At 71.6% G+C, this 25,534-nt stretch carries 26 protein-coding genes, 5 tRNA genes and 9 pseudogenes; 20 read left to right on the top strand and 20 right to left on the bottom strand.

Going from position 1 to position 25,534, the window contains the following annotated elements; translation table 11 throughout:
* Positions 1 to 47: 47 nt before the first annotated feature.
* From ACZ8AI_RS12150 to ACZ8AI_RS12135, 4 genes and pseudogenes are all read right to left on the bottom strand, one after another.
* A pseudogene (locus ACZ8AI_RS12150) lies at positions 48 to 648 on the bottom strand (DUF4194 domain-containing protein).
* On the bottom strand, positions 578 to 862 hold the full coding sequence (locus ACZ8AI_RS12145; RefSeq protein ID WP_464858422.1) for a hypothetical protein: 285 nt from the start codon (positions 860 to 862) through the stop codon (positions 578 to 580). Before ACZ8AI_RS12145 ends, ACZ8AI_RS12150 begins: the two are co-directional and overlap by 71 nt.
* Positions 859 to 2,409, bottom strand: coding sequence for a DUF3375 domain-containing protein (locus tag ACZ8AI_RS12140; protein WP_464858421.1), 1,551 nt, complete (start codon positions 2,407 to 2,409; stop codon positions 859 to 861). The genes ACZ8AI_RS12145 and ACZ8AI_RS12140 overlap by 4 nt, the downstream gene beginning before the upstream one ends.
* A gap of 100 nt (positions 2,410 to 2,509) precedes the next feature.
* Positions 2,510 to 2,583: transfer RNA gene (locus tag ACZ8AI_RS12135), tRNA-Val, on the bottom strand.
* A gap of 248 nt (positions 2,584 to 2,831) precedes the next feature.
* Here ACZ8AI_RS12135 and ACZ8AI_RS12130 point away from each other — a divergent pair.
* The 4 genes from ACZ8AI_RS12130 to ACZ8AI_RS12115 all read left to right on the top strand — a co-directional run bounded on the left by ACZ8AI_RS12130 (position 2,832) and on the right by ACZ8AI_RS12115 (position 4,104).
* Positions 2,832 to 2,903 (top strand) — tRNA-Gly (locus tag ACZ8AI_RS12130).
* An 82-nt stretch (positions 2,904 to 2,985) separates the two neighbouring features.
* A tRNA-Cys gene (locus ACZ8AI_RS12125) sits at positions 2,986 to 3,060 on the top strand.
* Between the two features lie 48 nt (positions 3,061 to 3,108).
* Positions 3,109 to 3,183: transfer RNA gene (locus tag ACZ8AI_RS12120), tRNA-Val, on the top strand.
* 258 nt (positions 3,184 to 3,441) lie between these two features.
* Complete coding sequence (locus tag ACZ8AI_RS12115; protein ID WP_464858420.1) at positions 3,442 to 4,104, top strand: GNAT family N-acetyltransferase; 663 nt, start codon at positions 3,442 to 3,444, stop codon at positions 4,102 to 4,104.
* Here ACZ8AI_RS12115 and ACZ8AI_RS12110 read toward each other — a convergent pair.
* Together ACZ8AI_RS12110 and ACZ8AI_RS12105 are read right to left on the bottom strand one after the other, a co-directional pair.
* Positions 4,049 to 4,210 (bottom strand): helix-turn-helix domain-containing protein, encoded by a 162-nt coding sequence (locus ACZ8AI_RS12110; protein ID WP_464858526.1) that lies wholly within the window; start codon positions 4,208 to 4,210, stop codon positions 4,049 to 4,051. The genes ACZ8AI_RS12115 and ACZ8AI_RS12110 overlap by 56 nt on opposite strands.
* A gap of 199 nt (positions 4,211 to 4,409) precedes the next feature.
* Complete coding sequence (locus ACZ8AI_RS12105) at positions 4,410 to 4,676, bottom strand: hypothetical protein (protein WP_464858419.1); 267 nt, start codon at positions 4,674 to 4,676, stop codon at positions 4,410 to 4,412.
* Between the two features lie 499 nt (positions 4,677 to 5,175).
* On the opposite strand from ACZ8AI_RS12105, the gene ACZ8AI_RS12100 reads away from it, so the two are divergent.
* The 11 genes and pseudogenes from ACZ8AI_RS12100 (at position 5,176) to ACZ8AI_RS12050 (ending at position 13,208) form a co-directional block, all read left to right on the top strand.
* On the top strand, positions 5,176 to 5,526 hold the full coding sequence (locus ACZ8AI_RS12100) for a DUF5107 domain-containing protein (protein WP_464858418.1): 351 nt from the start codon (positions 5,176 to 5,178) through the stop codon (positions 5,524 to 5,526).
* A 462-nt stretch (positions 5,527 to 5,988) separates the two neighbouring features.
* Positions 5,989 to 6,054: pseudogene (locus ACZ8AI_RS12095) on the top strand (hypothetical protein); the annotation flags it as partial.
* Positions 6,055 to 6,461: 407 nt separating this feature from the next.
* A complete protein-coding gene (locus ACZ8AI_RS12090; RefSeq protein WP_464858545.1) occupies positions 6,462 to 7,157 on the top strand; it encodes a tetratricopeptide repeat protein in 696 nt (231 codons plus the stop codon).
* Positions 7,158 to 7,168: 11 nt separating this feature from the next.
* Complete coding sequence (locus ACZ8AI_RS12085; protein ID WP_464858544.1) at positions 7,169 to 7,675, top strand: hypothetical protein; 507 nt, start codon at positions 7,169 to 7,171, stop codon at positions 7,673 to 7,675.
* Positions 7,624 to 8,319 (top strand): hypothetical protein, encoded by a 696-nt coding sequence (locus ACZ8AI_RS12080; protein ID WP_464858417.1) that lies wholly within the window; start codon positions 7,624 to 7,626, stop codon positions 8,317 to 8,319. Before ACZ8AI_RS12085 ends, ACZ8AI_RS12080 begins: the two co-directional genes overlap by 52 nt.
* A gap of 188 nt (positions 8,320 to 8,507) precedes the next feature.
* Positions 8,508 to 9,236, top strand: a pseudogene (locus tag ACZ8AI_RS12075) (substrate-binding domain-containing protein); the annotation flags it as partial.
* Between the two features lie 325 nt (positions 9,237 to 9,561).
* A pseudogene (locus tag ACZ8AI_RS12070) lies at positions 9,562 to 9,927 on the top strand (ATP-binding cassette domain-containing protein); the annotation flags it as partial.
* Between the two features lie 523 nt (positions 9,928 to 10,450).
* Complete coding sequence (locus tag ACZ8AI_RS12065; protein ID WP_464858416.1) at positions 10,451 to 11,041, top strand: ATP-binding cassette domain-containing protein; 591 nt, start codon at positions 10,451 to 10,453, stop codon at positions 11,039 to 11,041.
* A gap of 290 nt (positions 11,042 to 11,331) precedes the next feature.
* Positions 11,332 to 11,658 (top strand): annotated as a pseudogene (locus ACZ8AI_RS12060) (ABC transporter permease); the annotation flags it as partial.
* A gap of 94 nt (positions 11,659 to 11,752) precedes the next feature.
* Entirely contained in the window at positions 11,753 to 12,100 is a 348-nt protein-coding gene (locus ACZ8AI_RS12055) for an ABC transporter permease (RefSeq protein ID WP_464858525.1), read from the top strand.
* 1 nt (position 12,101) lies between these two features.
* Positions 12,102 to 13,208: a zinc-dependent alcohol dehydrogenase family protein gene (locus ACZ8AI_RS12050; RefSeq protein ID WP_464858415.1), complete on the top strand. Its 1,107-nt coding sequence runs from the start codon at positions 12,102 to 12,104 to the stop codon at positions 13,206 to 13,208.
* Positions 13,209 to 14,155: 947 nt separating this feature from the next.
* On the opposite strand, the gene ACZ8AI_RS12045 is transcribed toward ACZ8AI_RS12050, so the two are convergent.
* The 6 genes and pseudogenes from ACZ8AI_RS12045 to ACZ8AI_RS12020 all read right to left on the bottom strand — a co-directional run bounded on the left by ACZ8AI_RS12045 (position 14,156) and on the right by ACZ8AI_RS12020 (position 18,592).
* Positions 14,156 to 14,995 (bottom strand): phospholipase domain-containing protein, encoded by an 840-nt coding sequence (locus tag ACZ8AI_RS12045; RefSeq protein ID WP_464858414.1) that lies wholly within the window; start codon positions 14,993 to 14,995, stop codon positions 14,156 to 14,158.
* Positions 14,896 to 15,591 (bottom strand): alkaline phosphatase family protein, encoded by a 696-nt coding sequence (locus ACZ8AI_RS12040; RefSeq protein WP_464858413.1) that lies wholly within the window; start codon positions 15,589 to 15,591, stop codon positions 14,896 to 14,898. The genes ACZ8AI_RS12045 and ACZ8AI_RS12040 overlap by 100 nt, the downstream gene beginning before the upstream one ends.
* Positions 15,592 to 15,626: 35 nt before the next feature.
* Positions 15,627 to 16,031, bottom strand: a pseudogene (locus ACZ8AI_RS12035) (alkaline phosphatase family protein); the annotation flags it as partial.
* A gap of 336 nt (positions 16,032 to 16,367) precedes the next feature.
* Complete coding sequence (locus tag ACZ8AI_RS12030; protein WP_464858412.1) at positions 16,368 to 17,210, bottom strand: hypothetical protein; 843 nt, start codon at positions 17,208 to 17,210, stop codon at positions 16,368 to 16,370.
* An 87-nt stretch (positions 17,211 to 17,297) separates the two neighbouring features.
* Positions 17,298 to 17,519, bottom strand: a complete 222-nt coding sequence (locus tag ACZ8AI_RS12025) for a hypothetical protein (protein WP_464858411.1) — start codon at positions 17,517 to 17,519, stop codon at positions 17,298 to 17,300.
* A 71-nt stretch (positions 17,520 to 17,590) separates the two neighbouring features.
* Complete coding sequence (locus ACZ8AI_RS12020; RefSeq protein ID WP_464858409.1) at positions 17,591 to 18,592, bottom strand: hypothetical protein; 1,002 nt, start codon at positions 18,590 to 18,592, stop codon at positions 17,591 to 17,593.
* A 187-nt stretch (positions 18,593 to 18,779) separates the two neighbouring features.
* Between ACZ8AI_RS12020 and ACZ8AI_RS12015 the strand changes: the two genes are divergently transcribed.
* The 4 genes and pseudogenes from ACZ8AI_RS12015 to ACZ8AI_RS12000 all read left to right on the top strand — a co-directional run bounded on the left by ACZ8AI_RS12015 (position 18,780) and on the right by ACZ8AI_RS12000 (position 20,928).
* Complete coding sequence (locus tag ACZ8AI_RS12015) at positions 18,780 to 19,670, top strand: GntR family transcriptional regulator (RefSeq protein ID WP_464858408.1); 891 nt, start codon at positions 18,780 to 18,782, stop codon at positions 19,668 to 19,670.
* Positions 19,640 to 20,056, top strand: a pseudogene (locus ACZ8AI_RS12010) (ice-binding family protein); the annotation flags it as partial. The gene ACZ8AI_RS12015 and the pseudogene ACZ8AI_RS12010, both read left to right, overlap by 31 nt.
* A 55-nt stretch (positions 20,057 to 20,111) precedes the next feature.
* Positions 20,112 to 20,297: pseudogene (locus ACZ8AI_RS12005) on the top strand (ice-binding family protein); the annotation flags it as partial.
* 169 nt (positions 20,298 to 20,466) lie between these two features.
* Positions 20,467 to 20,928 (top strand): Ig domain-containing protein, encoded by a 462-nt coding sequence (locus ACZ8AI_RS12000; RefSeq protein ID WP_464858406.1) that lies wholly within the window; start codon positions 20,467 to 20,469, stop codon positions 20,926 to 20,928.
* Between the two features lie 114 nt (positions 20,929 to 21,042).
* Here the strand turns inward: ACZ8AI_RS12000 and ACZ8AI_RS11995 are convergent, their stop codons facing one another.
* From ACZ8AI_RS11995 to ACZ8AI_RS11965, 7 genes and pseudogenes are all read right to left on the bottom strand, one after another.
* Entirely contained in the window at positions 21,043 to 21,438 is a 396-nt protein-coding gene (locus ACZ8AI_RS11995; RefSeq protein WP_464858405.1) for a VOC family protein, read from the bottom strand.
* A 97-nt stretch (positions 21,439 to 21,535) separates the two neighbouring features.
* Positions 21,536 to 21,778 carry a hypothetical protein gene (locus tag ACZ8AI_RS11990; RefSeq protein WP_464858404.1) on the bottom strand — a complete coding sequence of 81 codons (243 nt, stop codon included), beginning with the start codon at positions 21,776 to 21,778 and terminating at the stop codon, positions 21,536 to 21,538.
* A gap of 247 nt (positions 21,779 to 22,025) precedes the next feature.
* Positions 22,026 to 23,031, bottom strand: a pseudogene (locus ACZ8AI_RS11985) (fatty acid desaturase family protein).
* A gap of 213 nt (positions 23,032 to 23,244) precedes the next feature.
* On the bottom strand, positions 23,245 to 23,397 hold the full coding sequence (locus tag ACZ8AI_RS11980) for an ANTAR domain-containing protein (RefSeq protein WP_464858403.1): 153 nt from the start codon (positions 23,395 to 23,397) through the stop codon (positions 23,245 to 23,247).
* The gene (locus ACZ8AI_RS11975) at positions 23,394 to 23,816 is read right to left on the bottom strand and encodes a GAF domain-containing protein (RefSeq protein WP_464858524.1); all 423 of its coding nucleotides are present in this window, start codon (positions 23,814 to 23,816) and stop codon (positions 23,394 to 23,396) included. The genes ACZ8AI_RS11980 and ACZ8AI_RS11975 overlap by 4 nt, the downstream gene beginning before the upstream one ends.
* A gap of 154 nt (positions 23,817 to 23,970) precedes the next feature.
* The gene (locus tag ACZ8AI_RS11970; RefSeq protein ID WP_464858402.1) at positions 23,971 to 24,444 is read right to left on the bottom strand and encodes a DinB family protein; all 474 of its coding nucleotides are present in this window, start codon (positions 24,442 to 24,444) and stop codon (positions 23,971 to 23,973) included.
* Positions 24,441 to 24,656 (bottom strand): hypothetical protein, encoded by a 216-nt coding sequence (locus ACZ8AI_RS11965; RefSeq protein ID WP_464858401.1) that lies wholly within the window; start codon positions 24,654 to 24,656, stop codon positions 24,441 to 24,443. Before ACZ8AI_RS11965 ends, ACZ8AI_RS11970 begins: the two co-directional genes overlap by 4 nt.
* An 89-nt stretch (positions 24,657 to 24,745) precedes the next feature.
* On the opposite strand from ACZ8AI_RS11965, the gene ACZ8AI_RS11960 reads away from it, so the two are divergent.
* Positions 24,746 to 24,817, top strand: a tRNA-Gly gene (locus tag ACZ8AI_RS11960).
* 320 nt (positions 24,818 to 25,137) lie between these two features.
* On the opposite strand, the gene ACZ8AI_RS11955 is transcribed toward ACZ8AI_RS11960, so the two are convergent.
* The gene (locus tag ACZ8AI_RS11955) at positions 25,138 to 25,395 is read right to left on the bottom strand and encodes a DUF6510 family protein (RefSeq protein WP_464858400.1); all 258 of its coding nucleotides are present in this window, start codon (positions 25,393 to 25,395) and stop codon (positions 25,138 to 25,140) included.
* Positions 25,396 to 25,534: the final 139 nt, after the last annotated feature.

Here is a 25,534-nt window from a genome sequence, read left to right as displayed (position 1 = left end):
GGTGTCGAAGAGCGCGGCCATGCCGTAGGCGTCGGTCACGGTGTCGGTCATGCGTCCGTCTCGCCTTCGTCGTCGGTGTCGGTGTCGTCGGCCTGGAGGCGCGGGTCGTCCCCGTCGATCGGCTCACCGTCCGGGGTGGTCGCGTCGGCGGACGCCGCGTCGGTGGTCGTCGCATCTGGCCGCGCTGCGTTCGTCCGCAGCCAGGTGTCGAGGTCGAGCAGCCGCTCGAGGGGGAGCAGCACCTCGACGACGCTCGCCACCCGGAAGCGGTCCGGGTCGGTCGTCTTCACCAGGATGCGCGCGGTGACGAGGCGCTCGATCGCCTTGGCCACCCGGCCCTCGTCGCGCGTGCGGTCCGTGGCGGTCGCCGGACGGAAGCCGGCGACGTGGCCGAGGATCTCGGAGCGGTCGACGACGACCTGGTCCGGGCCCGGTCGTGCGTCCGCCCGCAGGCGCATCCGCAGGTAGACGAGGACGAGCGTCTCCTCGCGGGTGTACGGCACGTCGCGCAGCAGCGTCGGGAACCCGCGGCGTTGGCTCTCCGAGCGCGCCTGGCGCTTGCCACGCGACCTCGCGGTCACGGTCCACGTGCAGTTCGAGGAACAGGTCGTTGAGGCGCGACCGCAGCTGATGCTCCGCGTCGAGCACCGCACGCCACTCGTCGGCGTGCGCTCGCGCGCTCCACGTACGCGTTGCGGAGGAGCGCGACGAGCGCACTCGGCGCTGCCGGTCGTCGAGCCGGCCCTCGTGCGCCCTCGAAGAGGGCGAAGCTCGTCTCGTCACGGTCGTCGTCCTGCAGGACGGTCGTGGGGTCCTCGAAGGGGACGGTCTCGTCCACCGGTGCCGGCGTCGTGTCGCTCACCGTGCCTCCTGTCCGTTCTGGTCGTCGGTCGTGGCGGGGGTGACCGCTCGGTGTTCGTCGTCGAGCGCCGCGGCCGGCATCCGGAAGGCGACCGCGCTGCCGTCCGGCCGCACCGTGTGGTGCAGGGCGACGCTCGCGGCGGCCTCGAAGTCCTCGTGCCCGGTCAGCAGGTGCGCCAGGCCGAACAGCTCGACCGGTCGGCGCTGCTCGGGCGGCAGGCCGTGGAAGGCCTCGACGCTCGTGTCCGCCTCGGCGAACCGCAGGGCTGCCCGGAGCTCGGTGAGGAGCGGGCCGCCGTGGCGGCGGAGCGTCTCGACGTCGAGGTCCTCGAACACGTCGTCGTCCGGCTCCTCGATGGGCGGCGGTACCGACTCGGCGTCCGGGTCGTAGAAGCGTTCGCGGAGGGTGCCGACCTCGGCGGTCGCCGGGAGCAGCCCGAGCGGGAGCCGATCGCGGGCCGACCCCTCGTCCATCCACGTCGCCAGGCCGCGGTTGATCGACCGGATGACGGCGTCGAGCTCACGGTCGCGGACGACGTCGTGCGCCACGATCTGGTCGCGGAGCGTCGCCGTGAGCTGCCGGCGCTGCGCGAGGACGTCCTCGATGCCCTGGCGGAGGATGCTCACCGTGTTCCGGAAGGCCCGGCGCTCCGCCGCCCCGAGGGAGTCGGCGAACGGGTGGGCGAGGATCGTGGCGATGTCCTCACGGAGCCGCAGGAGCAGGGCGTCGTCGCGCAGCAGCTCGAAGGCCCCTTCGAAGGCGCGGCCCTCCGGCGTGGCCTCCATCAGGTTGTCGGTGCGGGCGAGGTAGTCGTCGAGGATCTCGCCGATCGGACGGACCTCTTGCCGGAAGTCCTCGACGATCGAGCGGTGCATCGTCGCCACCGCTTCCTCGACGCGCTTGAAGTCGCTCGGGAGCTGTCGGATGAGGTCGGAGATGTTCGTGTAGCCGTCGCGCATCCGAGCGTCGTCCACCGTGTCCAGGTCGCCCCGCTCGAGCCGCTCGCGCTCGGCCTGCAGCTCGGCGATCTGCGCGTCGATGCGACGGATCTGCACGTCGGGGTCCGGCTCGGCGCGGGCGGCCCAGCGGTGCACCGCGTCGACGATCATCGCGAGCCGGCTCTCGCTGATGAGCGCACGGTCGGAGGACAACGCGTCGACGAGGGACAGCGCCTCGAGCGCGTGGCTCGTCAGGGAGTACTGCTCGTCGCCGTCGGGGGAGTTGGACCGGACGAGCCACTGCGCCGCGACCCACTCACGGCAGAGCGCACGGCCGTTCGGGCGGGCGTCCGGTTCGCCGGGCTGCGCCTGCTGCTCGTTCGGTGCCTGCTCGCTCGCGGGCACGCGGGCGCCGGTGGCCTGCAGGCGTGCGACGTGCTCCTCGACCTGCAGGTGCATCCGGTCCGCGGGGACGTACTGCACGTCGCGGTCGAACACCGTGCGGAACACCGCGAGGACCGTGGCGCTCGTGGGGCGGGACATCAGCCGCAGGGTCGGACGGTCGAGGACCGCTCGGACCCGGGCGAACTCGAGGTCGACGTCGGTCATGGGCCCCTTCGTCCGGTCGGGTCGGCTGCTCTGCGATGAAAAGAGCCCGACGCGACTGCGCCGGGCTCTTTCGGTGTTCTTCAGGCCCTGGATGGGCACGTGGGCGATACCAGACTCGAACTGGATGACCTCTTCGGTGTGAACGAAGCGCGCTACCAACTGCGCCAATCGCCCCTCGCACTTGCGTGCGGATCGATAGTAGCGGATGTCGGGAGGTGGATCGAACACGGCGCGCCTCCCGGGTGTGGCGAGACCGCCCGACGCCCCGACTGACGCGCATCACGGTGGCTCGATCCGCATGAACACGGGGGACACGCCCGGTGAACGGGAACGATTTTGGTGGAACGGCGCGGGTTCGTATAGAGTTTACGACGTCGCCGCGAGAGCGGGCCGACGAACGGACGTGGCTCTGGTCACGTCTTGCGGATGTGGCGCAGTGGTAGCGCATCACCTTGCCAAGGTGAGGGTCGCGAGTTCGAATCTCGTCATCCGCTCGAGTGTGGGGCTTCTCGGAGTCCTACGACTCACCAGAGGGTATCCCACCGTTCGGGTACTCACGGAGACGTGAACCTCGATGGTGGGGTGGCCGAGAGGGCTAGGCAGCGGCCTGCAAAGCCGTCCACGCGGGTTCGAATCCCGTCCCCACCTCCAGTTCCACCCTCCAAGACCCTGCACGAACTCCGGTTCAGACAGGGACTTGGGCGATTGGCGCAGCGGTAGCGCGCTTCCCTGACACGGAAGAGGTCACTGGTTCGATCCCAGTATCGCCCACCACAGGAAAGCCCCCGGCGGGACCACCAGGTCCGGCCGGGGGCTTTTCGTCGTTCACGGGGGTGGCGCCGAGTCGCGGGGCTCCGGACTGCGCGGCGCTCCCGCGTCCCGCACACTGCACAACGAACGCCCGTCCGCACCACGCGATCGTGCGGTTCGGACGGACTTTGGTCGTGCGCGCGGGCCAGACACGCCGCGCGCGGCGACCGCCGACGTCCCTGCTGGTGACACCGGTCGGCCACGGTGGCAGGATGACCGCGCATGGTGACCTCGCACGTGATCAAGCCCCTGACAGCGGAGACGTTCCCCGCGTGGAAGGCCCTCGCCGCGAAGCACAACGGCGTCTGGGGCGGCTACTGGTGTTCGTACTTCCACGGCGACACCGCCGACACCGAGAAGCGCGAGCACGACGGCCCGACGTTCAAGGAGCGGTTGATCGGCGAGGGTGTCGCGCACGCCGCCCTCGTGTTCGACGGCGACGACGCGATCGCCTGGTGCCAGTACGGCAGCCCCGTCGAACTGCCGAACATCTACCACCGCAAGCAGTACGAAGCGGGGGAGTCCCGCCCGGCACCGTGGCGGATCACCTGCTTCTTCGTCGACCGGGACCACCGGCGTTCCGGGGTGGCGTACGAGGCGCTCAGCGGGGCGCTCGACCTCATCGCCCGGGCGGGTGGCGGCGAGGTCGTCTCGTTCCCGAACGAGCTTCACCCCGGGCAAGCGGACGTCCTCGTCCTTCTTGCACAACGGCACACGAGCGATGTTCGAGCGGGCGGGCTTCACGTTCGAGCGCCACATCGGGAAGAGCAAGACCGCCATGCGGCTGACCGTCCGGCCGGGATCGTCGGAGCCCACCGGCGAGTGATTCTCACCCTCGGGGCGTTGAGCGGTACACGGCCGGAGCGACGTCGTGCACGGACTTGAAGACACGGCTGAAGTAGAACGGATCCCCGTAGCCGACCGCCCGTGCGATGGACTCGATGCTGCTCGTCGTCGTGTCCAGGAGCTCCCGCGCTCGACCCATGCGCACCTGCGTCTGGAACCGCACCGGGCTCGTGCCGACCCGCTGTCGGAACTGCGAAGCGAGCGCGACGGACTCATCCGCGCCATGGCGGCGAGTCCGGCCACGCCGATCGGCTCCGCCGGGTTGGCGACGATGTAGTCGCGGGCAGCGTCCACCACCGGGAGAGCGGACGCGCCGGCGACCTGTTCGGCGCACAGCTGTGCCATCAGGTGCCACGCAGCGCCGGACGCGGCGAGCAGGCTCGCGTCGGTGTCACCGCGCTCCATGGCGGCGACGATCTCCTCGATGAGGGACACCGGTCGGTAGACGTCTGCAGGTGCCGTACCGGCTGAGCCGCCGTCATCCCGCTGCTGTGCAGGAACTCCTCGAGGTCGCGGCCGGTCAGGTGCACCCACCACAGCGTCCACGGGTCGTCGGCGTCCGCCTCGTAGGAGGCGCGCGACGTTGGGCGGCAGGACGACGACCTGGCCACGGCGGACGTCGTGCCGGACCCCGCTGACGCGCACCTGGCCGCCGCCGAGCACGCAGACCAGGACGACGCACTGCGATGTCCCGACCGGGCGCCCTTGCCGTGCGCCTGTGCCGGGGGAAGTAGCCGGCGTCGGTGACCACCAAGTGTGCGATCCCGGGTTGGGTCATCGCCTGGCGGACTCGTCGAGCGGGTAGGACGCGGAGGCGTTGTCCGGGAAGCCGTCTTCGATCAGCACGCTCCCATCGTGCGCGACGATCGTCGTATCGTCCAGGTATTCCGTCGGATCGACCGTTCCGTGGCACCCGAACGCCTCCGTACGATCGCTGCATGCTCAACGAAGAGTCGAGGCTCGATCTCCCTCCGATCCCCGCCGACCAGGCGGGTCTCCCCGTCGCGGCCTGGTCCGAACCGCTCGTCATCGACACGTACGAGCCACTCGACCCGGATCGGTTCCCGCAGTTCCTGGACCGTCGGGTGTACCAAGGATCGTCCGGGGCGGGTGTTCCCGCTGCCGTTCCACGAGCGCATCGCACAGGACAAGCAGCCGCACCTGTGGCAGGCCGTGCATCTCGAGAACCGCTGGGTGCGCGTCGTCGTCCGGCTGGAGCTCGGCGGTCGCATCCACGTGGGGTACGACAAGACGACCGACCACGACTTCTTCTACCGGAACAACGTCATCAAGCCCGCGCTGGTCGGGCTGGCCGGACCGTGGATCTCCGGTGGCGTCGAGTTCAACTGCGCAGCACCACCGGCCGGCGACGTACCTGCCGACCGACGTGTCGATCGAACGCGAGGCCGACGGATCGGTGACCGTCTGGTGCTCCGGACCACGACCCGTTCGCCCGCATGAAGGGCATGCACGGGATCCGGCTCCGTCCGCACTCCTCCGCGATCGAGGCTCGCGTGCGCCTCTACAACCGAAGCGAACGCACCGAGACGTTCCTGTGGTGGGCGAACGTGGCAGCCGCGGTGAACGACGACTACCAGAGCTTCTTCCCGACGGACGTGCACCACGTCGCCGACCACGCCAAACGAGCGGTGGCGACGTTCCCCAGCGCCTGGACGCGACCTACTACGGCGTCGACTACCCGGCGCGGGTCGATGCCGACCACCCCGACGCCGACCGACTCGACTGGTACCGGAACATCCCCGTACCGACGTCCTACATGGTCACCGACACCGAGGACGCGTTCTTCGGCGGCTACGACCACGGGCGGGAGGCCGGGTTCGTGCACTGGGCGGACCGACCATCTCGCCGGGGAAGAAGCAGTGGACGTGGGGCAACGCACCCTTCGGTCACACGTGGGACGCGATGCTCACCGACACGGACGGCCCCTACGTCGAGCTGATGGCCGGCGTGTACACCGACAACCAGCCGGACTTCTCGTACCTGGAGCCCGGAGAGACCAAGAGCTTCTCCCAGTACTGGTACCCGATCAGCGGAATCGGACCGGCGATGCAGGGCGACACGGACGCGGCGATCCGGGTCGACGTGGTCGGCGTCGCGACGCTGCGGATCGGTGTCTCGTCGAGCGTGGTGGCGGACGACGCGGTGCTGCGGATCGAAGATCGGTCCGGCAGGGTGCTCGACGAGCTGGCAGCGGACTCTCGCCCCGGGCGAACCGGTGATCGTCGACTGGACCGTTCCGGCCGACGTCGCCCCGTTCGACGTGCGGGTCGCGGTGTGCGCCGGGAGCGGAGCTCGTGCGGTTCTCCCGACGACCGATCCCGGAGGGACCCGTCGACACACCGGCGGCAGCGATCGCACCGCCAGCACCGGCATCGGTGGCCACCGTCGAGGAACTCGTGCCCATCGGCGGCTACCTCGAGCAGTACCGGCATGCGACCCGATCGCCGGAGCCGTACTGGGAAGAAGCGCTGCGCCGCGACCCCGGGGACGTCCGCGCGCACATCGCGCTGGGCAATCGCCGGTACGCCGCGGCGGACTACGCCGGCGCCGTCGAGCACCTGCAGAGCGCCGTCGACCGTCTCACCGCCTGGGCACCGAACCCGTCCGACGGCGAGGCGCACTACCGGCTCGGCCTGGCGTTGCTCGGTCCGGCCGTCGCGACGACGGTCGGCGCGCCCTGGGAAGGCGACGTGGAACGCAGCGCAAGCGGCCCCGGCGCACCTGGCGCTGGCACGTTCGATCGCCGGCGAAGACCCGTCCGCGGCGCTCGAGCACGTGGAGGCCGTCCTGCGACACGATCGGGAGCACCTCCAGGCGCGCGACATCGCCGTGGTGGTGCTCCGCCGACTCGGACGGACCGGGGAAGCGGAGACACTCCTCGCCGAGACGCTCCGTCTCGACCCGCTCGACCAGTGGGCACGCCACCTCGCCGGACGCCTGGTCAGCGACGATGCCACCACCCTGCTCGACGTCGCACTCGAGTACCGCTCGGTCGACGGGTTCACGGAGTCCCCAGCAGCTGCTGGCCCTCGCCGAGGCCCGAGCCGGCCGTCAGGCACTCGGGCAGGTGAACGTGCGGCCGTTGGTCGCCGTGCACGTCGCCGACCTCGCGCTCCAGGCCGGTCGACTCGACGACGCCCATCGCGCCGTGGTCTACGCGGGCAGCGACCGACCACACGAACGCGCTGCCGTCACGACTCGACCGACGTCGATGCACCTGCGCCGGGTCGTCGCCTTCGATGCCGGGGTTCCGGTGCTCTGGTCCATGCTCGGCTCGTGGCTCTACGACCGAGGCCGTGTGGAGGAAGCGGGCGACAAGTTGGCTACGGGGTCGCCGGCCGGGGCGACGGGCCTCGACGCCGCCGTGCTGCACCGCAACCTCGGTGTCGCGGCCGTCAACGTACACGGTGACCCCCGCAGCGGCCTCGCGAACACCACGCCGCGGCTCGGCGAGCGCTGCCGGACGATGCCCGCCTGCTGTACGAGGCGGACGAACTCGCCGCCCGTACCGGGACGAGCGCGGAGGAACGACTCCGGGTGCTCGACGAGCGAGCCGATCTGGTGGCGGAGCGCGACGACCTCACGTTGAGCCGCGTGGACCTCCTGCTCGAGCTCGGTCGTCCCGAGGACGCCGCGATCGTCCTGTCCGGTCGGGCGTTCCAACCGTGGGAGGGCGGGGAAGGCCGGGTGTTGGCGGCCCGGGACCGGGCGGCATTGGCACGCAGTCGTGCTGCGCTGGCAGCCGGGGACGCGGTGGCCGCGGCGGACGCCGTCCAGACGGCACTGCACCCGCCGGCGTCGTTGGGAGAAGCCAGGCACCCGTTGGCCACGACCGCCGACCTGCACCTGGCGCTCGGTGACGCGCTCTCCGAGCTCGGCCGGTCCGCGAGCGCGGAGGAGGCCCTGGCGGACCGCAGCCGACGCACACGGCGACTTCTCCGACATGGCGACCGCGCCGTTCACCGAGCGGAGCGTCTGGTCCGTCGCCGCGCTCGATCGACTCGGCCGACGACCCGCAGCCCGACAGCGGCTCGACGAGTTGGCTGCGTTCATCGACGAGTCGCCGCGGCGCCGACGGACATCGACTACTTCGCGACCTCGCTGCCGACCATGCTCCTGTTCCACACCGACCCCGCGGAGCAGCGCGACTCGCTCGTCGCCCGGCTCCGGGCCCTGCACGCGGAACTCTCCGCGTCCCGCACGCTCCACGTCGCGGACGCCGTCCTCGACTGACTCCGGGCCCTTCGCCCGAACCGGCAGTGTCGCCGGATCCAGAAAGGAACGATCCACCACTGACCCGAACCCACCTCCGACGAGCCGCAGCCATCGCCGCGGGCGTCGCCGCCGTGGCACTCGCCCTCAGCGCGTGCTCCGTCCCCTCCGCCGGCACCGGCAAGGGGTCCAACCTCCGCATCGGTGCCATGTACCTCGACTCCCAGGGCTTCTACGGCGGCGTCAAGAAGGGCGTCGAGGACGCGGCGGACGCGTCGGACACGAAGGTGAAGTTCCTCGAGTCGACGTCCGCCGGGGACGTCTCGAAGGAGAGCTCCTTCATGAACACGTTGGTCTCGTCGAACGTGAACGCCATCATCATGTCGGCGGTATCCACCGACGGCAGCCTGCCCGCCGTGAAGCAGGCGTCGAAGGCCGGCATCCCGGTCGTCTGCTACAACACCTGTGTCTCCGACGCCGCCGTGCAGAAGTACGTCTCCGCGTACGTCCTCGGCGACCCGGCGAAGTTCGGGTCCATGCTCGGCGACAAGGCCGCCGAGTACTTCAGGGGCAAGGGCATCGACGCTCCCAAGATGGGCGTGATCAACTGCGAGCAGTACGAGGTCTGCAAGGAACGCTTCGCCGGCTTCAAGGACGCGCTCACCAAGGCGCTCCCCGGCGCGCAGTTCGTCGCGAACCAGGAGGGAGCGGAGGTCGACCAAGCCGTCCCCACTGCCGAGCAGATGCTCAGCGCGCACCCCGACCTGGACGGCATGTACGGCGAAGCCGGCGGTGCGACCGTCGGTGCGTACAAGGCCGTCGAGAACCGCGGGCTGGTGGGCAAGGTCGCGGTCTTCGGGTCGGACATGACGAGTGACATCGCGAGTGAGCTGCAGAAGGGCACGACGCTCAAGGCTGTCGTCGACATCTCCGGGATCCAGGCGGGGAAGCTCGCGTACCGACGCCGCCGCCAAGGCCATCGACGGGAAGGGCAAGAAGGGCGACGTCGTCGACGCTCCGATCGACCTCTACCAGCCGGACGACGCTGCGAAGTGGCTGGAGACCCACAAGGACGGCCTGCCCTGAGCGCAGACCGACCAGGGCGGCGGTCCGGCATCCTCCGGCCCGCCGCCACCCACACCGAGAGAGGTCCGTCGATGACGACAGCACCAGAACGCAGCACCCGTCCCGCGATCGCGGAGGTCCGGGGGAGCGAGGAAGCAGTACCCCGGGGTCGTCGCGCTCGACGACGTCGACTTCACGATCCAGCCCGGCGAGGTCCGAGCCCTGCTCGGGCAGAACGGTGCAGGCAAGTCCACGCTCATCCGTCTGCTCTCCGGCGTCGAACGCCCGGACACCGGCGAGGTGCGCATCGACGGCGAGCCCCTGGACGGCGGGGTGAACGAGGCCGGTCGCCGTGGCGTCGCCACCTGTTACCAGGAGCTGAGCCTCATCCGCGAGGTCACGGTGGCCGAGAACCTGAGTCTCGGGAAGTGGCCGATGGGCGGGTTCGGGATCGATCGACGACGGATGACCGCATCGGCCCGAGCGACGCTCGAGCGCCTCGGAGCGGACATCGACCCGGACGCGGTCGTCGGGACGCTCACCCTCGCCCAGCAGCAGATCGTCGAGATCGCCCGCGCCGTCCAGGAGGAGCCGAAGCTCCTGATCCTGGACGAGCCGACGTCCGCACTCGCCTCGGCCGAGGTCGACGTCGTCCTCGGCACCGTCCAGCGTCTCTCCGCCGAGGGAGTGGCCGTGCTGTACGTGAGCCACCGGATGGACGAGATCCGACAGATCGCCGACACGGCGACGGTGATGCGGAACGGGCGCGTCATCGAGACCGTCTCGATCAGCGGTGCGGACACCAACCGGATCATCCACCTGATGCTCGGGGAAGCGCTCGAGTCGACGGTTACCGTCCGCACGGCACGGACGGACGGCGAGGTCCTGCTCCGCGTCGACGACGTCGTCCTCGCCCCGAAGCTCGACGGCGTCTCGTTCGAGGGCCGCGCCGGTGAAGTGCTCGGCATCGCTGGGCTCCTCGGCACCGGGCGGACCGAACTGCTCCGAGCCATCGCCGGGTACGACCGGATCCGCTCGGGAGCCGTCTCCGTCCGGGGCCGGCTCGAGCAACACCCCACCCCGCAGGATGCGGCAACTCGGTGTCGGCATGACACCCGAGGACCGGAAGGGGACCGGGATCATCCCGGGGCTCGGCATCGACGAGAACATCGTCATGTCCGACTGGAGGCGGGTGTCCTCGGGCGGTGTCCTCGCGTCGGGCAAGATCCGCGAGGCGACGAGGGCCCTCGCCGGGCGGCTCGCGATCAAGGCGGACGACATGACCCGACCGATCAACACCCTGTCCGGAGGCAACCAGCAGAAGGCCGTCATCGCGCGGTGGTTGCACGCCGACAGCGACGTCCTGCTGCTGGACGAACCCACGCGGGGCGTCGACGTGCAAGCCAAGGCGCAGATCTACGACATCATGCGCCAGGTCGCCGACAGCGGGAAGCTCGTCGTCTTCGTCTCCAGCGAGGCCGAAGAGCTCCCGCTCGCATGCGACCGGGTCCTCGTGCTCCGTGGCGGCCGGATCCGCGAGGAGTTCCGCGCGCCCGACATCACCGTGCCCGACGTCCTCGCCGCTTCGATGGGGGTCGCCTCCGATCCCGGCGCCCACCCGGCGACGACACCCGCACAACCCACCGACCCGACGGACGTCGACGTCCGTGCCGAGTGAAGGAACCGACATGACCACCACCGTGGAGAACACTCCCGAGACCACCACCGGTGCCGCCGACGCCCGGCCGGGCCCGTTCACGCGCGCCCGACGCGCCATCGGCGGCAACACCACCCTCGTCAACATCGTCGGGCTGCTCGTCGCGATCGTCCTGCTCTACGTGTACCTGACCTTCAACGCAGTCGGGTTCTTCACCGCTGCGAACCAGAGCGGGCTGCTCCGAGACGCTGCGCTCATCGGGGTGGCCGCGACCGGCATGACGCTCGGTCATCATCGCCGGCGAGATCGACGTGTCCACCGGCCCTGCGGTCGCCCTCTCCAGCGTCGTCGCCGCGTCCGCCATCTCGCAGTGGGGGCTCCCGACGTGGTTGGCGATCATCCTCACCCTGGCCATCGGCACCGCGTGGGGATCGCTCGCGGGCATCCTCCGGGCGCGCTTCGCCGTCCCGTCTTTCATCGCGACCCTCGGTCTGTGGAGCGTCCTGCGCGGCCTGGCCCAGTTCGTCACCAACGCCCTGCCCGTGCAGATCCCGGACGCCGACCCCGTGATGGACTTCCTCAACGGCGACGTGCTCGGCATCCCGACACCGGCCATCGTGATGATCGTCGCGTTCCTCGTGTTCGGGTTCATCGCCCGGAAGACCCCGTTCGGCCGCTCCGTCTTCGCCATCGGCGGCAAACGCGCCGGCGGCGCGCCTCGCCGGCATCCCGGTGCGCCGGGTACGGGTCGCGCTCTTCGCCATCACGGGATTCCTCGGGGCGGTCTCCGGCGTGCTGCTCACGGCACGCCTCGGTTCGGGCAACTCGACCGCCGCCAACGGCCTCGAGTTCGACGTCATCGCTGCGGTCGTCGTCGGCGGCACCGCGATGACCGGCGGCCGTGGCAGCCTCATCGGCACGTTCCTCGGGGTGATCTTCATCACGCTCATCGGCAACGGCCTGGTGCTGCTGGGCGTGAACTCCTTCCTGCAGAACGTGGTCCGCGGCGTCATCATCGTCCTCGCGGTCCTGCTGAACGTGACCCTGTCCCGCCGTCGCGGGGCCCGAGAGGACGACTGACATGACCATCACCGACGTGACCCACACGACCACCACGACCATGCCCGGCGTCTACCTCCCCGGAGACTCCACGGCGGAGGTCCGCCAGGTTCCCGTGCCCGTACCCGGGCCCGGGCAGGTCCTCGTGCAGGTGGGTGCCTCGGGCATCTGCGGCAGCGACATCGGGTTCATCTACCGCGGCTACAAGACCCACAAGGGTCTGGGCGGAGCGCCGGCCTACAAGGGCGTCGTCGCGGGGCACGAGCCGTCCGGACGCATCGTCTCAGCCGGCCCCGGCGTGACCCGCTTCGCCGTGGGGGACGACGTCATCGTCTACCACATCCAGGGATGCGGCCGGTGCCGGAACTGCCGGAGCGGGTACTTCATCAGTTGCACGGATCAAGCACACAAGGCGTCCTACGGATGGCAGCGCGACGGCGGGCACGCCGAGTACGTGCTCGCCGACGAGTCGACCCTCGTCCCGCTCCTCGGTGACCTGACGTACGTCGACGGTGCGCTCATCGCGTGCGGCTTCGGCACCGCGTACGAGGGACTCGTCCGGACGAGGGTCCACGGCGGCGAGGACCTGCTCGTCGTCGGACTCGGTCCGGTCGGTCTCGCGGCGGCGATGCTGGGCCGGCTGCTCGGCGCCCGCCGGGTGATCGGCGTCGAGCGCAGCCCGGAGCGGATCGCCTTCGTCGAATCGACCGGACTCGTCGACGACGTCGTCCTCGCGGACGAGCACGCCGTCGACCGGATCATGGAGCTCACCGACGGCGTGGGCTGCCAGGTCACGGTCGACTGCTCGGGCTCGACTCCCGGTCGGTCGACGGCCGTCGACGCGGCCGCCGAGTGGGGACGGGTGGGTCTCATCGGGGAGGGCGGGCGGCTCGAGACGGAGGTCTCGGACACGCTGCTGCACAAGCAGCTCACCGTCACGGCGTCCTGGGTGACGTCCCTGCAGGGAATGGAGGACGTGACCGGCATGCTGGCCGCCGCTGGGCTCCACCCCGAGGTCGTGGTCTCGCACCGGCTCGGGCTCCTCGACGCGGACGAGGGCTACCGTATCGCCGCGGCGGGCGCGACCGGCAAGGTCGTGCTCGTCCCGCCGACTGCTCCGGTCCGGTGAGCGTGGACCTCCCGCTCCACACGCTGCGGCGCGACGGTCTCACGGCGGTCTTCGCCCCGTCGCTCGGCGGCCGGTTGCTGTCCCTCCGGGTCGACGACGAAGAGGTCCTCTGGCAGAACCCCGAGCTGCTCGACGCGCGCTTCCGGCCGGTACTGCCGTTGGAGGAGTGGCCGGACGGAACCGGCGGGATGAGCACCTGGGCGAACACCGGCGGATCGAAGACGTGGCCGTCGCCCCAGGGATGGACGACGCCGGACGAGTGGCACGGCCCGCCGGACGGTGCGTTCGACTCGGGCAGGTGGGAGGTCCTCGACGAGACCGCGACCACGATCTCGTTGCGCAGCCCGGACGACGGTGCCACGGGTCTGCGGATCGTCCGCGAGTTCGTCCTCGAGGGAGCCGGCCGCATCACCGAACGGATCACGTTCGAGAACCGCGGCGCGACCACCTCCCGGTGGGCTCCGTGGGAGGTCTGCCAGGTCCGGACCGACGACGGCGGGACCGTCCTGGTCGAGGGTGCAGCCCTGACCGACGAGGTCGACCTCGGCACGTGGGAGGGGAGCGCGCCGTCGGTGGAGCAGCCTCGGGGTCGCCCTGCCGGTCGGCGAAGGTGTCACCAAGCGCGGGTACCGGGCCGGGACCGCGATCACGTACCGGCGCGCGTCCGGCACGGTCCTCCGCCTGCACGCGGCGGAGGAGGACGGCGAGGACCGATCCGCCGTGTTCCCGGACGGCGGATGCCGCTTCGAACTGTGGGCACAACGCCCGGTGTCGGCCGCCATCGCCGACCTCGAGGACCTCCGACCGGACGCGCACCTCGTCGAGCTCGAGGTGCTCGGTCGGCGGACGCCGCTCGACCCGGGGGACGACCGTACCGTCACGGTCCGCTGGGACGTCGGCCACGCCGCCTCCCTGAACGCACCGGGCCGCCGACGATCCGCTGTCGCTCAGCGATCCACGCGCCCCGCGAAGCGGTACCGGAAGCCGGTGCCGGTGTTCGCCGTGACGACGACGTCGTAGTACCCCCAGGGGTCGAGCGGCCACCGGACGGTCTCCCGTCCCGTCCCGTGCACGTGGGCGGTGTCGGTGTGCTCGACGAAGTCGTTCGAGGAGAGGTCGAACCGCACCTCGGCGTGTCCGTCGTTCTCCAGCACGACCTGCAATGCAGGCCGACCCCGGTGGTCCGCGACGACCGAGGCGTGGGGGAGGCCCACATCGGTCCGGTCGCCGGGCACGACGGTACCGGCGAAGCGGCGGAGGAACCGGTCGGGTCCGTAGACGCTCACGTCGTAACGGCCGTCTGTCGCCGCGGTCTCCCACACCCACTCGGACGAGGCGCCTGCGGCGATCGTCCGCGGCTCGGCGCGGAACGGCAGCGCGATGTTCGGGTACACCAGGTGATTGATGCCCTGCGTCCCGTCGTTCGCGAGCGTCAGGGTCACCCGGCCGGTCCGCCGGTCGACGGCGGCGTCGGCGTCGGCGCGCTGCCGGTACGGCAGCGCCCGGTGCTTGGCGCTTCCGGCTTCCTGCGCTGGCATGCGCTGGGCGCCGACCGCGGGTTGCTGGATCGGGGGTTTGGTGTGATCGGCGTCAGCGGCGGAGACGAGTGCCTGCGTCTGGTCGAGGCCCGGCACGACGTCCGCCCCGGGGATGCTCGTGTCCGGTGTCGTGAAGTCGAAGCAGCTCGTCAGATCGCCGGAGACCGTGCGCCGCCAGGCGGAGATGTTCGGCTCGCGTACCCCGGTGACCTGCTCGAGGAACCGGATGACGGACGTGTGGTCGGACACCTGCGAGTTGACCCACCCCCACGGCTCCACGGAGACACGACGGTCATCGGGACGCGGGCACCCATCCCGATCGGCAACCCTGCGACGAACTCGTCGGGCGTGCCGGGCTCCGGGAACGGCGCGACGACGTGGTCGAAGTAGCCGTCGTTCTCGTCGTAGTTCACCAGCAGGACCGTCGAGGCCCAGGTCTCCGGGTTGCTGAAGAGCGCTTGCACGACGGCGTTCGTGTAGTGGGCGCCGTAGTCCGGGCTCGCGGCGGGGTGCTCGGACCAGCCGTAGGGCGCGACGACGTAGGAGACCGTCGGCAGGCTGTTCGTGGCGCAGTCGTGCCCGAACTGGCCGAGCAGGTGGTGGACGTCGAGACCCTTGCCGGAGTTCGGCTTCCAGCCGTCGTGCAGTCCGGCCCGTTCGGCGAGCTGCTGACGCGCCGGGTCGGACGACGCGAGGGCTTCGTGGTACTGCCCGAACAGCCAGAGCGGGTTGTCGCCGTAGTCGCCGACGTACGGGTCGGCGCCGCTGTCCCCGACCTCGTCGTTCGCGTACGTCTTCCAGGAGACACCGGCCGCCTGCGAAGTCGTTCGGCGTACGTCGTCCACGAGTACACCGGGTCGTAGTCGGCCGGGTTGTCCGTCGCCGGACCCTCGCGGCCGCCCGTGGGGTCGATGGTCCCGGACCACTGGTAGAGCCGGTTCGGGGTCGTGGGGCCGTTGAGCGAGCAGTGGTAGTCGTCGCAGATCGTGAACGCCTTGGCGAGCGCCCGCTGGTACGGGATGTCCTCCTGGGTGAAGTACCCCATCGTCTGGGCGCTCTTGGCGTCGACCCACTGGTTCCAGGCGCCGTCGTTCCACGCCGTGTGGCCGCCGCTCCACGAGTGGTCCAGCCCGCCGGCGTTCTGGGCGTTGTACTTCGTCGTGTCGAGCCGGAACGGCAGCATGACGCCACCGTCGGTGCGCGCCGGTGCGGGCTGGTGGAAGACGTCCTGGCCGGTGGGCAGCTCGAGCGCCTGCTTGTCCGAGAACCCGCGGACGCCGGGCATCGTGCCGTAGTAGTGGTCGAACGACCGGTTCTCCTGCATGAGCACGACGACGTGTCGGACGTCCTTGATCGTTCCGCTCCGCGAGGCCGTGGACGCCGCAGCGCTCGCGACCGCGCCGCGACCGAACGCGGAGCCGGCGGCGACACCGGCCATGATCGCCGCGGCGCCGCCGACGAGGGAGCGCCCGCCGACTGACGCCGGAGCGGACCGTCGTGGGGTACGTGGCGTCGGGAGTGAGTGGCGGTGCGCCGGTCAGGGTGACGTCCGGGGCGCCGCGCTCGGGCTTCCTCGTGCTCATCGGGGCCTTCCAGGTCGAGGTGGTGGGGAGTGGTGTCGTCAGGGCCGACCGCATCGCCGTCCAGCCGCGGTGGACGCCGTCCGCGGAGCAGACCGAACGCGCCGAGGGCGAGCAGGGCGAGCGCGACGGCGGCGAGGCCGAGCAGGCCGGTGGTGCCGGTGAAGGCGAGCGGGCCGGACGGGCCGGACGCTCGGTGGTCGGACGCGTGGTGCGGCCCGGGCGAGCCGGACGCGGCGACCGGCGCCGCGCCTCCAGGTCGCCCCGGACCGCCCGCGGGACCGGAGCCGGCGTCCGCGCGCAGGACGAGGCTCGCTGCGACTGCCGCGTGGTCGGAGGTCCACCGGTTCGCACGGGACCCTGCCACCGGGAACCCGTCGACGGCGGTGTGCGCCTCGGTCACGGCGATCCGACCCGACACCAGGACGAGCGTCCTGTCGTCCAGTGCTCGCAGGGACCTCGACCGCGGCAACGGCGGTGTTCGGGACAGCGGGCCGGCCGTCGAAGACGTCAGTGGTGGCACCCGGGTGCGAGGCCACCGACGGGTTGGCCGTCCGGAAGGCGTCCCGCAGGCCGACGGCGGTGAACGCGCTCGTGACCGGCCAGGCGACCGGTCCGGCGCCGCACGTGTCGTCGGTGTGGGTCCAGTCGAGGTGGGAGGGCGAGCGCAACGCTCCGAGCAGCACCACCCGGGCGCCGCCGACCCGGACGTCGGACCGCACCCGCGCCGCGATGGCGGCGGCCGCGTGGGCGGTGTCCGTGGCGCGCTCCGCCGCCACGGTGCGGTCGGCGCCCTCCGTGCAGACGGAGGCGGGGTCGACGGAGTTCGCTGGCAGGTCGACGTCCCAGACGACGACTCGCGTCCCCGCGACGTCGACGCTCACGCTGAGGGCCTGGAGGCGCGGGGAGACCCCGGTGCGCGGGTGCAGCGGCCAGGGGGACAGGACCGCCAGCCCGTCGGCGGACGGCTGCTACGTCCCACCCGAGCGCCGCAGCCAGCGCACCGGGTTCGTCGCCGTCGGCGTCCTGGAGGGCGAGCAGACCGATCCGGTCGACGAGGACCGAGCGGGCGAGCTTCTCGACCGGGTCGTCGACGTGGGAGCCGCCGTCCCAGGCCTCGAGGGTCTCGGCCTTGAGGGTCGGCGGTGTCCCGGGTCGGCGATCGGGAACTCGACGACGACCGAGCCGGTCACCCCCGCGCCGTCCGTGGCCGCGACCGTGAGCAGCGCCGGGTGCACCGGCGAGGTCGACGGTGCTGTCCCCGTCAGGACGCCGTCCGCGGCGACCGAGACCCACGACGGAGCCCGACGACTTCGCGAACACCGGGACCCGCTGCGGGTGCGCTGCCGTCCGTGGACCGCCACAGTCCCGCCACGCTCCGGCCGATGGACGCACCTGCGCGAGTGGTGGGTTCGACGACGTCGTCGAGCAGGAAGTGCGGGGTGGTGGCGGCTCCGCTGCCGACCAGCGGCGGCTTCGGCGCCAGGGTGAAGGTGATCGGAGGTGCGAGCTGCTGGTAGCCGTCGGCGTGGAGGAGCACCGCGGTGATCGTGACGTCGGCCGGCAGTCCGGCAGTGGACAGGCCGGCGGTGCCGGTCGTCGTGACGGGCACGTAGGTCCAGGTGGTGGAGGCTCCGTGCGACTGTCCGCCGGCGGGCACGGACGACGGATCGGCGTACACGCCGATCCAGTTCTTCTCATCCGGCGAGTCGGTCGAGAAGCTGAACCGGATCGTGTCCCCGACGTGTGCCCCGGTCGACTCGAGGTGCAGGGTACCGGTGCCCGACGGCCCCGCGGGAGCCGCCGCGAGGGTGAAGGTCACGGGTTGTGCGAGCCACCGGTACCCGTCCTGCGCGAGGAGGTAGGCGACCACCGGGTGACCCGGGGTGAGGGCGGTGGACGGGATCGTGACGGTGCCGCCGTCACCCGGGACGTACGCCCAGGCGGTGCTCGCACCGACGTGCGCCTCGTGGACCGGTGCCTGTGCCGGGTCGTCGTACACGGCGACCCAGTTCTTCGCGTCGGGAGTCGTGGTCGACCACGAGAACCGGAGCGGCTGTCCCTGGGTCGGGTTCGTGGTGGTGAGCTCGAGCCGACCAGCCGGAGCCGGAGCCGGAGCCGAGGAGGGGCTCGACGTCGGCGTCGTCGGCGCTGTCGTGGTGGTCGCCTCGGTTGCCGCGGCGGGGATCGCGCCAGCGGCGAACGTCAGCAGCGTCGCGAGCAGGCCGACGGAGAGCCAGCGGACCGGGGATCTGGTTGAGGGCACCCGAGCATGACAGCGAGGCACGCTGAACCGGTCCTTGCACGACCGTGGCATCGGGGTGAACGCAGGCGGTAGGAACGCCTCGTCCCTGTCCAGGTGCCTTGGCCGTGATCGCCGTGATCCCGGTGTTCACCCGTTGGTCGCCCGGGTGCACCTGGACAGGTCGAGCGAGTGACGGCACGCTCGAGCGGTGCACGCACTCTTCCGGGACATCGCCGACGACCTCGCCGACCGGGTTCTCCGAGGCGAGTTCGACGTCAGCCACCCCCTGCCGTCCGAACACGAGTTCGCCGCGGACTACGGAGTCGCCCGTGGGACCGTGCGGCACGCCCTCGAGGAGCTGCGGTCGGCTGGCCTGCTCGACGCCCGACCGGGAGCACGGTGGCGGATCCGCTCCGCTGCTCGGAGCCAGGAGGCCGGGCGGCTGGAGTCCTTCGCGCAGTGGGCCCGCGCACAGGGCAGGGACCCCGGGGGCATCGTCGTCTCGGCGGTGGCGGCGCCGACGACCGTCGTCGAGCGACGGCGTTTCCGGTGCCCGTCGGACGAGCAGGTCCTGCACGTCACCCGGGTGCGGACGCTCGACGGCGTCCGGGTCATGCTCGAGCGGACGACCTACGCACCCTGGGTCGCGGCGGTGATCCGGTCGATGCCCGACTGGCAGACTTCGGTGACCGCCGCGATGGAGGACCGCTTCGGCATCCGGATCGGCTCGGCGGCGAGCACGGTGGACGCGGTCGGCGCCTCGGTCGAGGACGCGGGATGGCTGGGCGTACCCGCCGGTACGGCCCTGCTCCGGATCCAGCGGAGCAGCGTCGCCGAGGACGGTCGTCCGCTCGAGTCGAGCGACGACCGGTACGTCGGGGGTCGGTTCCGCTCCGGGTGCGGAGCGCGCCGCAATGAGGTGCGCGGGCCGGCAGCACCCCCGTCCAGGGGTGAGTTCCGCTCGTTCCCGCTGGACCTGCCGTCCAGGGCGCATACTTCGCAGACCGGAGATCATGTCGGCGTCGTCGACGCGGACATCGTGCCTCTCCCACGCAGACAGGTGCCGCCATGGCAACGTCCCCGTTCCTCCGCTCCGTGATGACGGGATGTGCCGGCCTCGGTTTCGCCGCGTCCCTCGTGCTGCTCTCCACGTCGGGGGCGTCCGCCGCGACGGTGATCGACGGCCCCGTGGGCCTCGGCACCGCGGCGACCTACGGGGTCCTGGGCGCCAGCGCGGTCACGAACACCGGTCCGTCGGTGGTGAACGGCGACGTCGGGGTCTCCCCGGGCACCTCGATCACCGGGTTCGGCGCGCCGTCGCCCGGTGTCGTGAACGGGGTCGTGCACCGGACGGACGCCGCCGCTGCCCAGGCCCAGCGGGACACCACCACGGCGTACGACGTCGCGGCGTCCCTCACGCCGACGCGCTCCGGCCTGAGCCAGTTGAACGGCCTGTCGCTCACCCCGGGCGTGTACTCGGGCGGTGCGCTCGCGCTGGCGAACACCGGCGCCCTGAGCCCTGGCGGGCAGCGCGGACTCGGTGTGGGTGTTCCAGGCCGCGTCGACGCTGACGATCGGGTCGGGAACCCGCATCACGATCACCGGCGGCGCGAGTTCGTGCAACGTCTTCTGGCAGGTCGGCAGCTCGGCCACGATCGGCACGGGCGCCCGGTTCCAGGGCACCGTCCTGGCGCAGCAGTCGGTGACCGCCACCACGGGTGCGACGGTCGTCGGTCGACTGCTGGCCCGGACGGGTGCGGTCACGCTCGACACGAACACGATCACCGCTTCGTCCGGCTCGCCCCGCTGCGGGGACACCGGCCCAGACCCCCGCGCCCACGATCACCTCGGGCGCGCCGACGCCCGCCACGGTCGGGCAGCCGTACTCGTACACCGTGACCGCCACCGGCACCCCGTCGCCGACCTTCACGGCGACCGGGCTCCCCGCCGGCCTGACGCTCGACGGCACCACGGGCGTGATCTCGGGCACCCCGACCGCACCGGGGTCGTCGCCGGTGACGATCACCGCCTCCAACGGGGTCAACCCGAGCACCACGACGACCGTGACGATCACGGTCCGACCCGCGGCGCCCGTGTCGACACCGACACCGACCCCGACCCCTTCGGCCACGCCGTCCACCCCCGCGACGACGCCCGCCGGGAACGGCGTGCCCACGGCCGTGGCCGTGAGCAGCGGTGACCGCGGCACGGCCGGCGAGTTGGCCTACACGGGCTCGGACCCGACGGTCCCGCTGAGCATCGCCGGTGGCCTGCTCGCCGCGGGCATCGCGCTCACGGTCGTCGCCCGTCGCCGACACGCCGGCGGCCGGACGCTCCCCGCCCACCGCCGGCGCTGAGCACGACCCACGGCCCGGCCCTGGCCAACCAGTCCGGCCGGGCCCAGCTCAGCCCAGCCCAGTCCGGCCGGGCCCAGCCAGGCCCAGCGAGGCCGGCCCCAGCCCGGCCGGGCGCTACTCCGACGCCGTCCGGGTGTCCTCGGGCTCGCTGAGGACGCTCAGCACGTTGCCTGACGGGTCCCTGAACCAGGCGATCAGTGGACCACCCCGTCGGTTGATGCCCTGCTCGTCGGTCATGCCCTCGTAGTGCTCGAACACGACACCGCGGCCGACGAGCTCGTCGACCGCGGCGTCGACGTCCGCCACCGGCAGGTTCAGGACGGTGAAGGACGCGGGCTCGTGTGCGTCGCCCTTCGGGTAGACCAGGACCGGGTGTCCCTCGCCGACGTGCAGCAGGAGCATGCCGTGGTCCTCCGAGGTCTCGAAGCCGAGGACGTCCTCGTAGAAGCGGCGAGCTTCGGGGACGTCGCGGACGGAGAACCCACTGAAGGCGTTCCGGGTGTCGATCACGGTGCACACTCCTCGCGCGGGGCCACCTGGTCCCGTCATCGACACCATGCTCCTCCGCCGCGACGGTGAGCGGAAGGCCCGTCGGAGGAGAACCGCCTCAGTACCCGCGGGCCTGTTCGATCTCCCACCGGATCCACGCGTCGAGCTGCGACTTCGCGCTCTCGAGACTCGTGTGCACGCCGGCCAGGTCTCCGTCGCCGAAGCGCACCACGTACCGGGACTCGAGGGTCACGCTGCCCATCACGGCACTGCCGGAGACCGCCTGCCAGGTCCACGGGTCGACCTCGACCCACCGCACCTGTTCGGTGAGGGACGGGCCCGTTCGGGGGAGGGACGTCATGGGTACTTCCGGTCGGCTTCGGACGAGGTAATCGTTCCGGCGGCCGGGGGCTCGGGTCACCTGTCGCAGACGGTAGTCCGGTGCGGCTGGGTACGCCGCTGTCCGGTGGCACCGGTCCCGGCCACGCGCCGGCCGCAGGGTCGTCGCGGTGGCGCGCGCGCCTCCCGGCCGCCGTGGTGGTGACCGCCTGGAGGCGCGGCGCACGGCCGACGGACCGGCCCACTCCTGGTGGCCCTTCCGCGGTCGGTCAGCGGAAGCGCTCCACCATCGGGCAGGCGAACGGATCCCTCGCGGCGAGCCCGACCTCGTTGAGGTACCGCACCACGATCGCGTAGGAGCGCACGAGCGTGGTCTCGGTGTACGGCACGCCCTGCTCGTCGCAGTACCGCCGGACGATGACGCGGGCGGCGCGGAGGTTCGGACGGGCCATGCTCGGGAACAGGTGGTGCTCGACCTGGTGGTTCAGGCCGCCCATGAAGAACTCGACCCACCGTCCGCCGCTGATGTCCCGGGATGTCAGCACCTGGCGCGAGAAGAAGTCGACGCGTCGCCCGGGCTCGATGATCGGCATGCCCTTGTGGTTCGGCGCGAACGCGATCCCCATGCAGAAGCCGAACACGGCGAGCTGCACACCGAGGAACGCGAACGCCATGCCGAGCGGCAGGAACCAGAAGACGGCACCGAGGTACAGGACGAAGCGTCCGGTGAACACCGACCCCTCGGCCCAGCGGCGCTTGACCGTGCCCCGGCTCGTGTAGGTGCGGATCGACTGCCAGTGCAGGTTCACGCCCTCGACGAGGAGCAGCGGGAAGAACGCGTACCCCTGCACCCGGACGAGCACACGCAGGAACCCGGTGCGACCGGCGGCGTCCTCGGGGCGGAACGAGATGGCGTCGAACGAGATGTCCGGGTCCTTGCCGACCGTGTTCGGGTCGGCGTGGTGCCGGGTGTGCTTGTTCGTCCACCAGGCGTAGCTGACCCCGGTGAGGAAGGTGCCGACGTAGCGGGCCGCCCGGTCGTTCCAGTGGTGCGACGCGAACACCTGGCGGTGCGCTGCCTCGTGCGCCGAGGAACGCGAACTGGGTGAACAGCAGGTCGAGCACGCCGGCCACGACGAGCTGCCACCACGAGCCGCCGAGCACGGCGAACGCGCCGGCGGTGACGGCGAGCAGGACGGTGAGGACCGCGACGAGTCCCCAGTACCACCCGGTGCGCGGTCGGAGCAGGCCGGCACCGCGGACCTGCACGAGCAGGGCGGAGTAGGTGGAGGTCGTGTCGGACCGGCCGGATCGTGGAACGGTGCTGCGGTACCCCGTCGGTACGCGCGCTGTCGTCGCTCATGGTGCACTCCCGGTTCGAGCGGTGGCGCGGTGTCGCACTGGGGCAGCGCGCGTGGGTCGGAACCGGGGACCGGGGCTCCGTGGGGACGACGACGCTGCGCGGCGCCGTGCCGATCGAGGCGCCGCTCAGGGAATCGTGAGGCGCCGTTCGATGACGGCGTGCGCCACGTCGGCGAGGAGCATCTGGTGCGCGCGCGCGTGCCGGCGGAGCATGCCGAACGCCTCGTCGGTGCCGACCTGGTGGGTGTGCGCCACGAACCCCTTCGCCTGCTCGATCACGACACGGCTGTCGAGGGCCCGCTGGAGCTGCACCTGGGTGGTGGTGGCGTGCTCCAGGCGCGCTGCTGCAGGATGCTGATGGTGGCGACGTCGGTGAGTGCCTGCGCCGCCTGGGCGTCCTGCCCGTTGAGGGCGCCCTCGGTCTCGCGGAACAGGTTGAGCGAACCGAGGGTGGTGTCGCGGAGCCGCATCGGGATAGCGTGCACGGACGCGTAGCCGGACGCTGCCGAGGCCGCTGCGAAGGCGGGCCACCGACGGGTCATCTCCGCCGCGTCGTGGACGGAGACGAGGCGGCCGGTGGCGACGCACTCGACGCAGGGACCCTCGCCGGCGTCGAGCTGCAGCAGCCCGAGCAGACCCGATCGCTCGCTGGTCGACGCGAGCACCTCGAGGTCGCCGTCGGCGTTGACGAGCAGGATGCCCGCGGCGGACGCGTCGAAGAGCTCGACCGCGCCGTCGACGAGGGGTCTGCAGGACGTCGACCACGTCGTAGTCGTCGACGAGCGTGTCCGTCAGCGTGACGAACGTCTCGATGAGCCGGTGTTCCCGCGTCGCTGCCATGGTGCGTCCAGCCTAGGCTGCGGACCCGTCCGGGGCAGCAGTGCGCGCGGCGTACAGATCGCGGAGGAGCGCTGCCTCGGCGGCGTGGTGCACGAGTTCGTCGACCACGTGCAGGACGAACGACAGGCGGGAGTCGTCGGCGTACGGACCGGCGACCGGGCCGATCGGTGCAGCACCCTCGGCGTCGAGGCCCCGCACCAGGGTGGCGAACCGGGTCCCGGCAGCGACGACGGCAGCCACGGCGGCGTCCGCCGATGCTGCCGGGGCGATCGGCGGCGCACCCGTCGGGTCCTCGCCGAGCCACTCGCGGTTGCGGTCGTCGCCCAGCGTCTCGGCGAGGTGGTCGAGTCGCCACCGGATGGTCACCCGGGCATCGTCGGCGACGGGCTGCCACTCCCACTCGTGGTCGGTGAGACCCGCCATGCGGTCCTGGAGGCGCGTGGTCGCGTAGTCCAGCAGGCCGGCGACGTCCGCGGTCGCGGTCACGGCGTGTCCACCGGACGGTAGACGGCGATCGGGGGCGCCTGGTCGTCGCCGTCGTCGTGGCTCTCGCCGCTCGACAGCCAGGTGCGGCCCTCGTGTTCGATCGTCGTCGGCAGGTCGCCGTGCACGAGGATGCGGACCGCCGGGTCGTCACCGTCGACGAGGTCGACGCCGTGGGCTTCGGTTCCGCCGGGGTTGTCGTGCACGTAGCTCATGGTCCGATCGAACTCCGGCGGGCTGGGACACGCCCGGTCCGGGCCGGATCACGCTGCGGGCGACGGTTGCGGGTAGAGTGTCCATGTACGCGGATGTGGCGCAGTGGTAGCGCATCACCTTGCCAAGGTGAGGGTCGCGAGTTCGAATCTCGTCATCCGCTCAGAAGAATCAGCGCTCGGAAGAACCAGAAGGCCCCGGTCGAGAGACCGGGGCCTTCTGCGTGCATCGGGGCTCTGCGAGTACCGGGCCCTTCGCCGCGCATCGGGGTGCGGCGGGGCGTCCGGCGTGCGCAGGCTTCGGGTACCCGCGCCCGCCGGACGCGCGGGCTACCGTGCCCACTGGAGGCGCCGGGTGGGTGGCCCGGCGTCGTCCCCGGGAGAGCATCCGGAGCCGAGGGCCGATCGGACGGGTCGTCTCCCACGTCCTTGCGGGAAACCGCACGGTTCCCGCAAGGATCCGGACGACGGCGTGCGCCGGGCGTCAGGCCGGGGGTGCTGCCACCGCTCGCGCGCCGGGCAACCCGACCCAGCGCCGCTCCGGGGTGTCGACGAGGGTCACGAGGACGGTGTCGCAGTCACGGCAGCGCGCCACCGCGCCCATCGCGGTGGCGTACACACGGGTCACCGCGAGGACGCCGAGCGACCCGCAGCCACTGCACCGCAGGACCGCCAGGGTCGGGTCCGGGCCGAGGACCTCGGTGAGCGGACCGGCCAGGGCGTTGCCGTCGAGGGTGGACATCAGCTGCCTCGAACCGTTCGGCGCGCACGTCGGTGGTGTCGTGCCCGAGTTCCCCGAGCCACCGCAGCACCTGCTCCACGAACGGCGTCGAGCCGCACACGTACACGAGGGCACCGGCGTCGGGCGGGAACACCGCGGC

The sequence above is a fragment of the Curtobacterium sp. AC273 genome (genome assembly GCF_979253735.1).
Note: the sequence above shows the minus strand (reverse complement) of the source record. Positions and strands in the feature narration are given on the sequence as shown.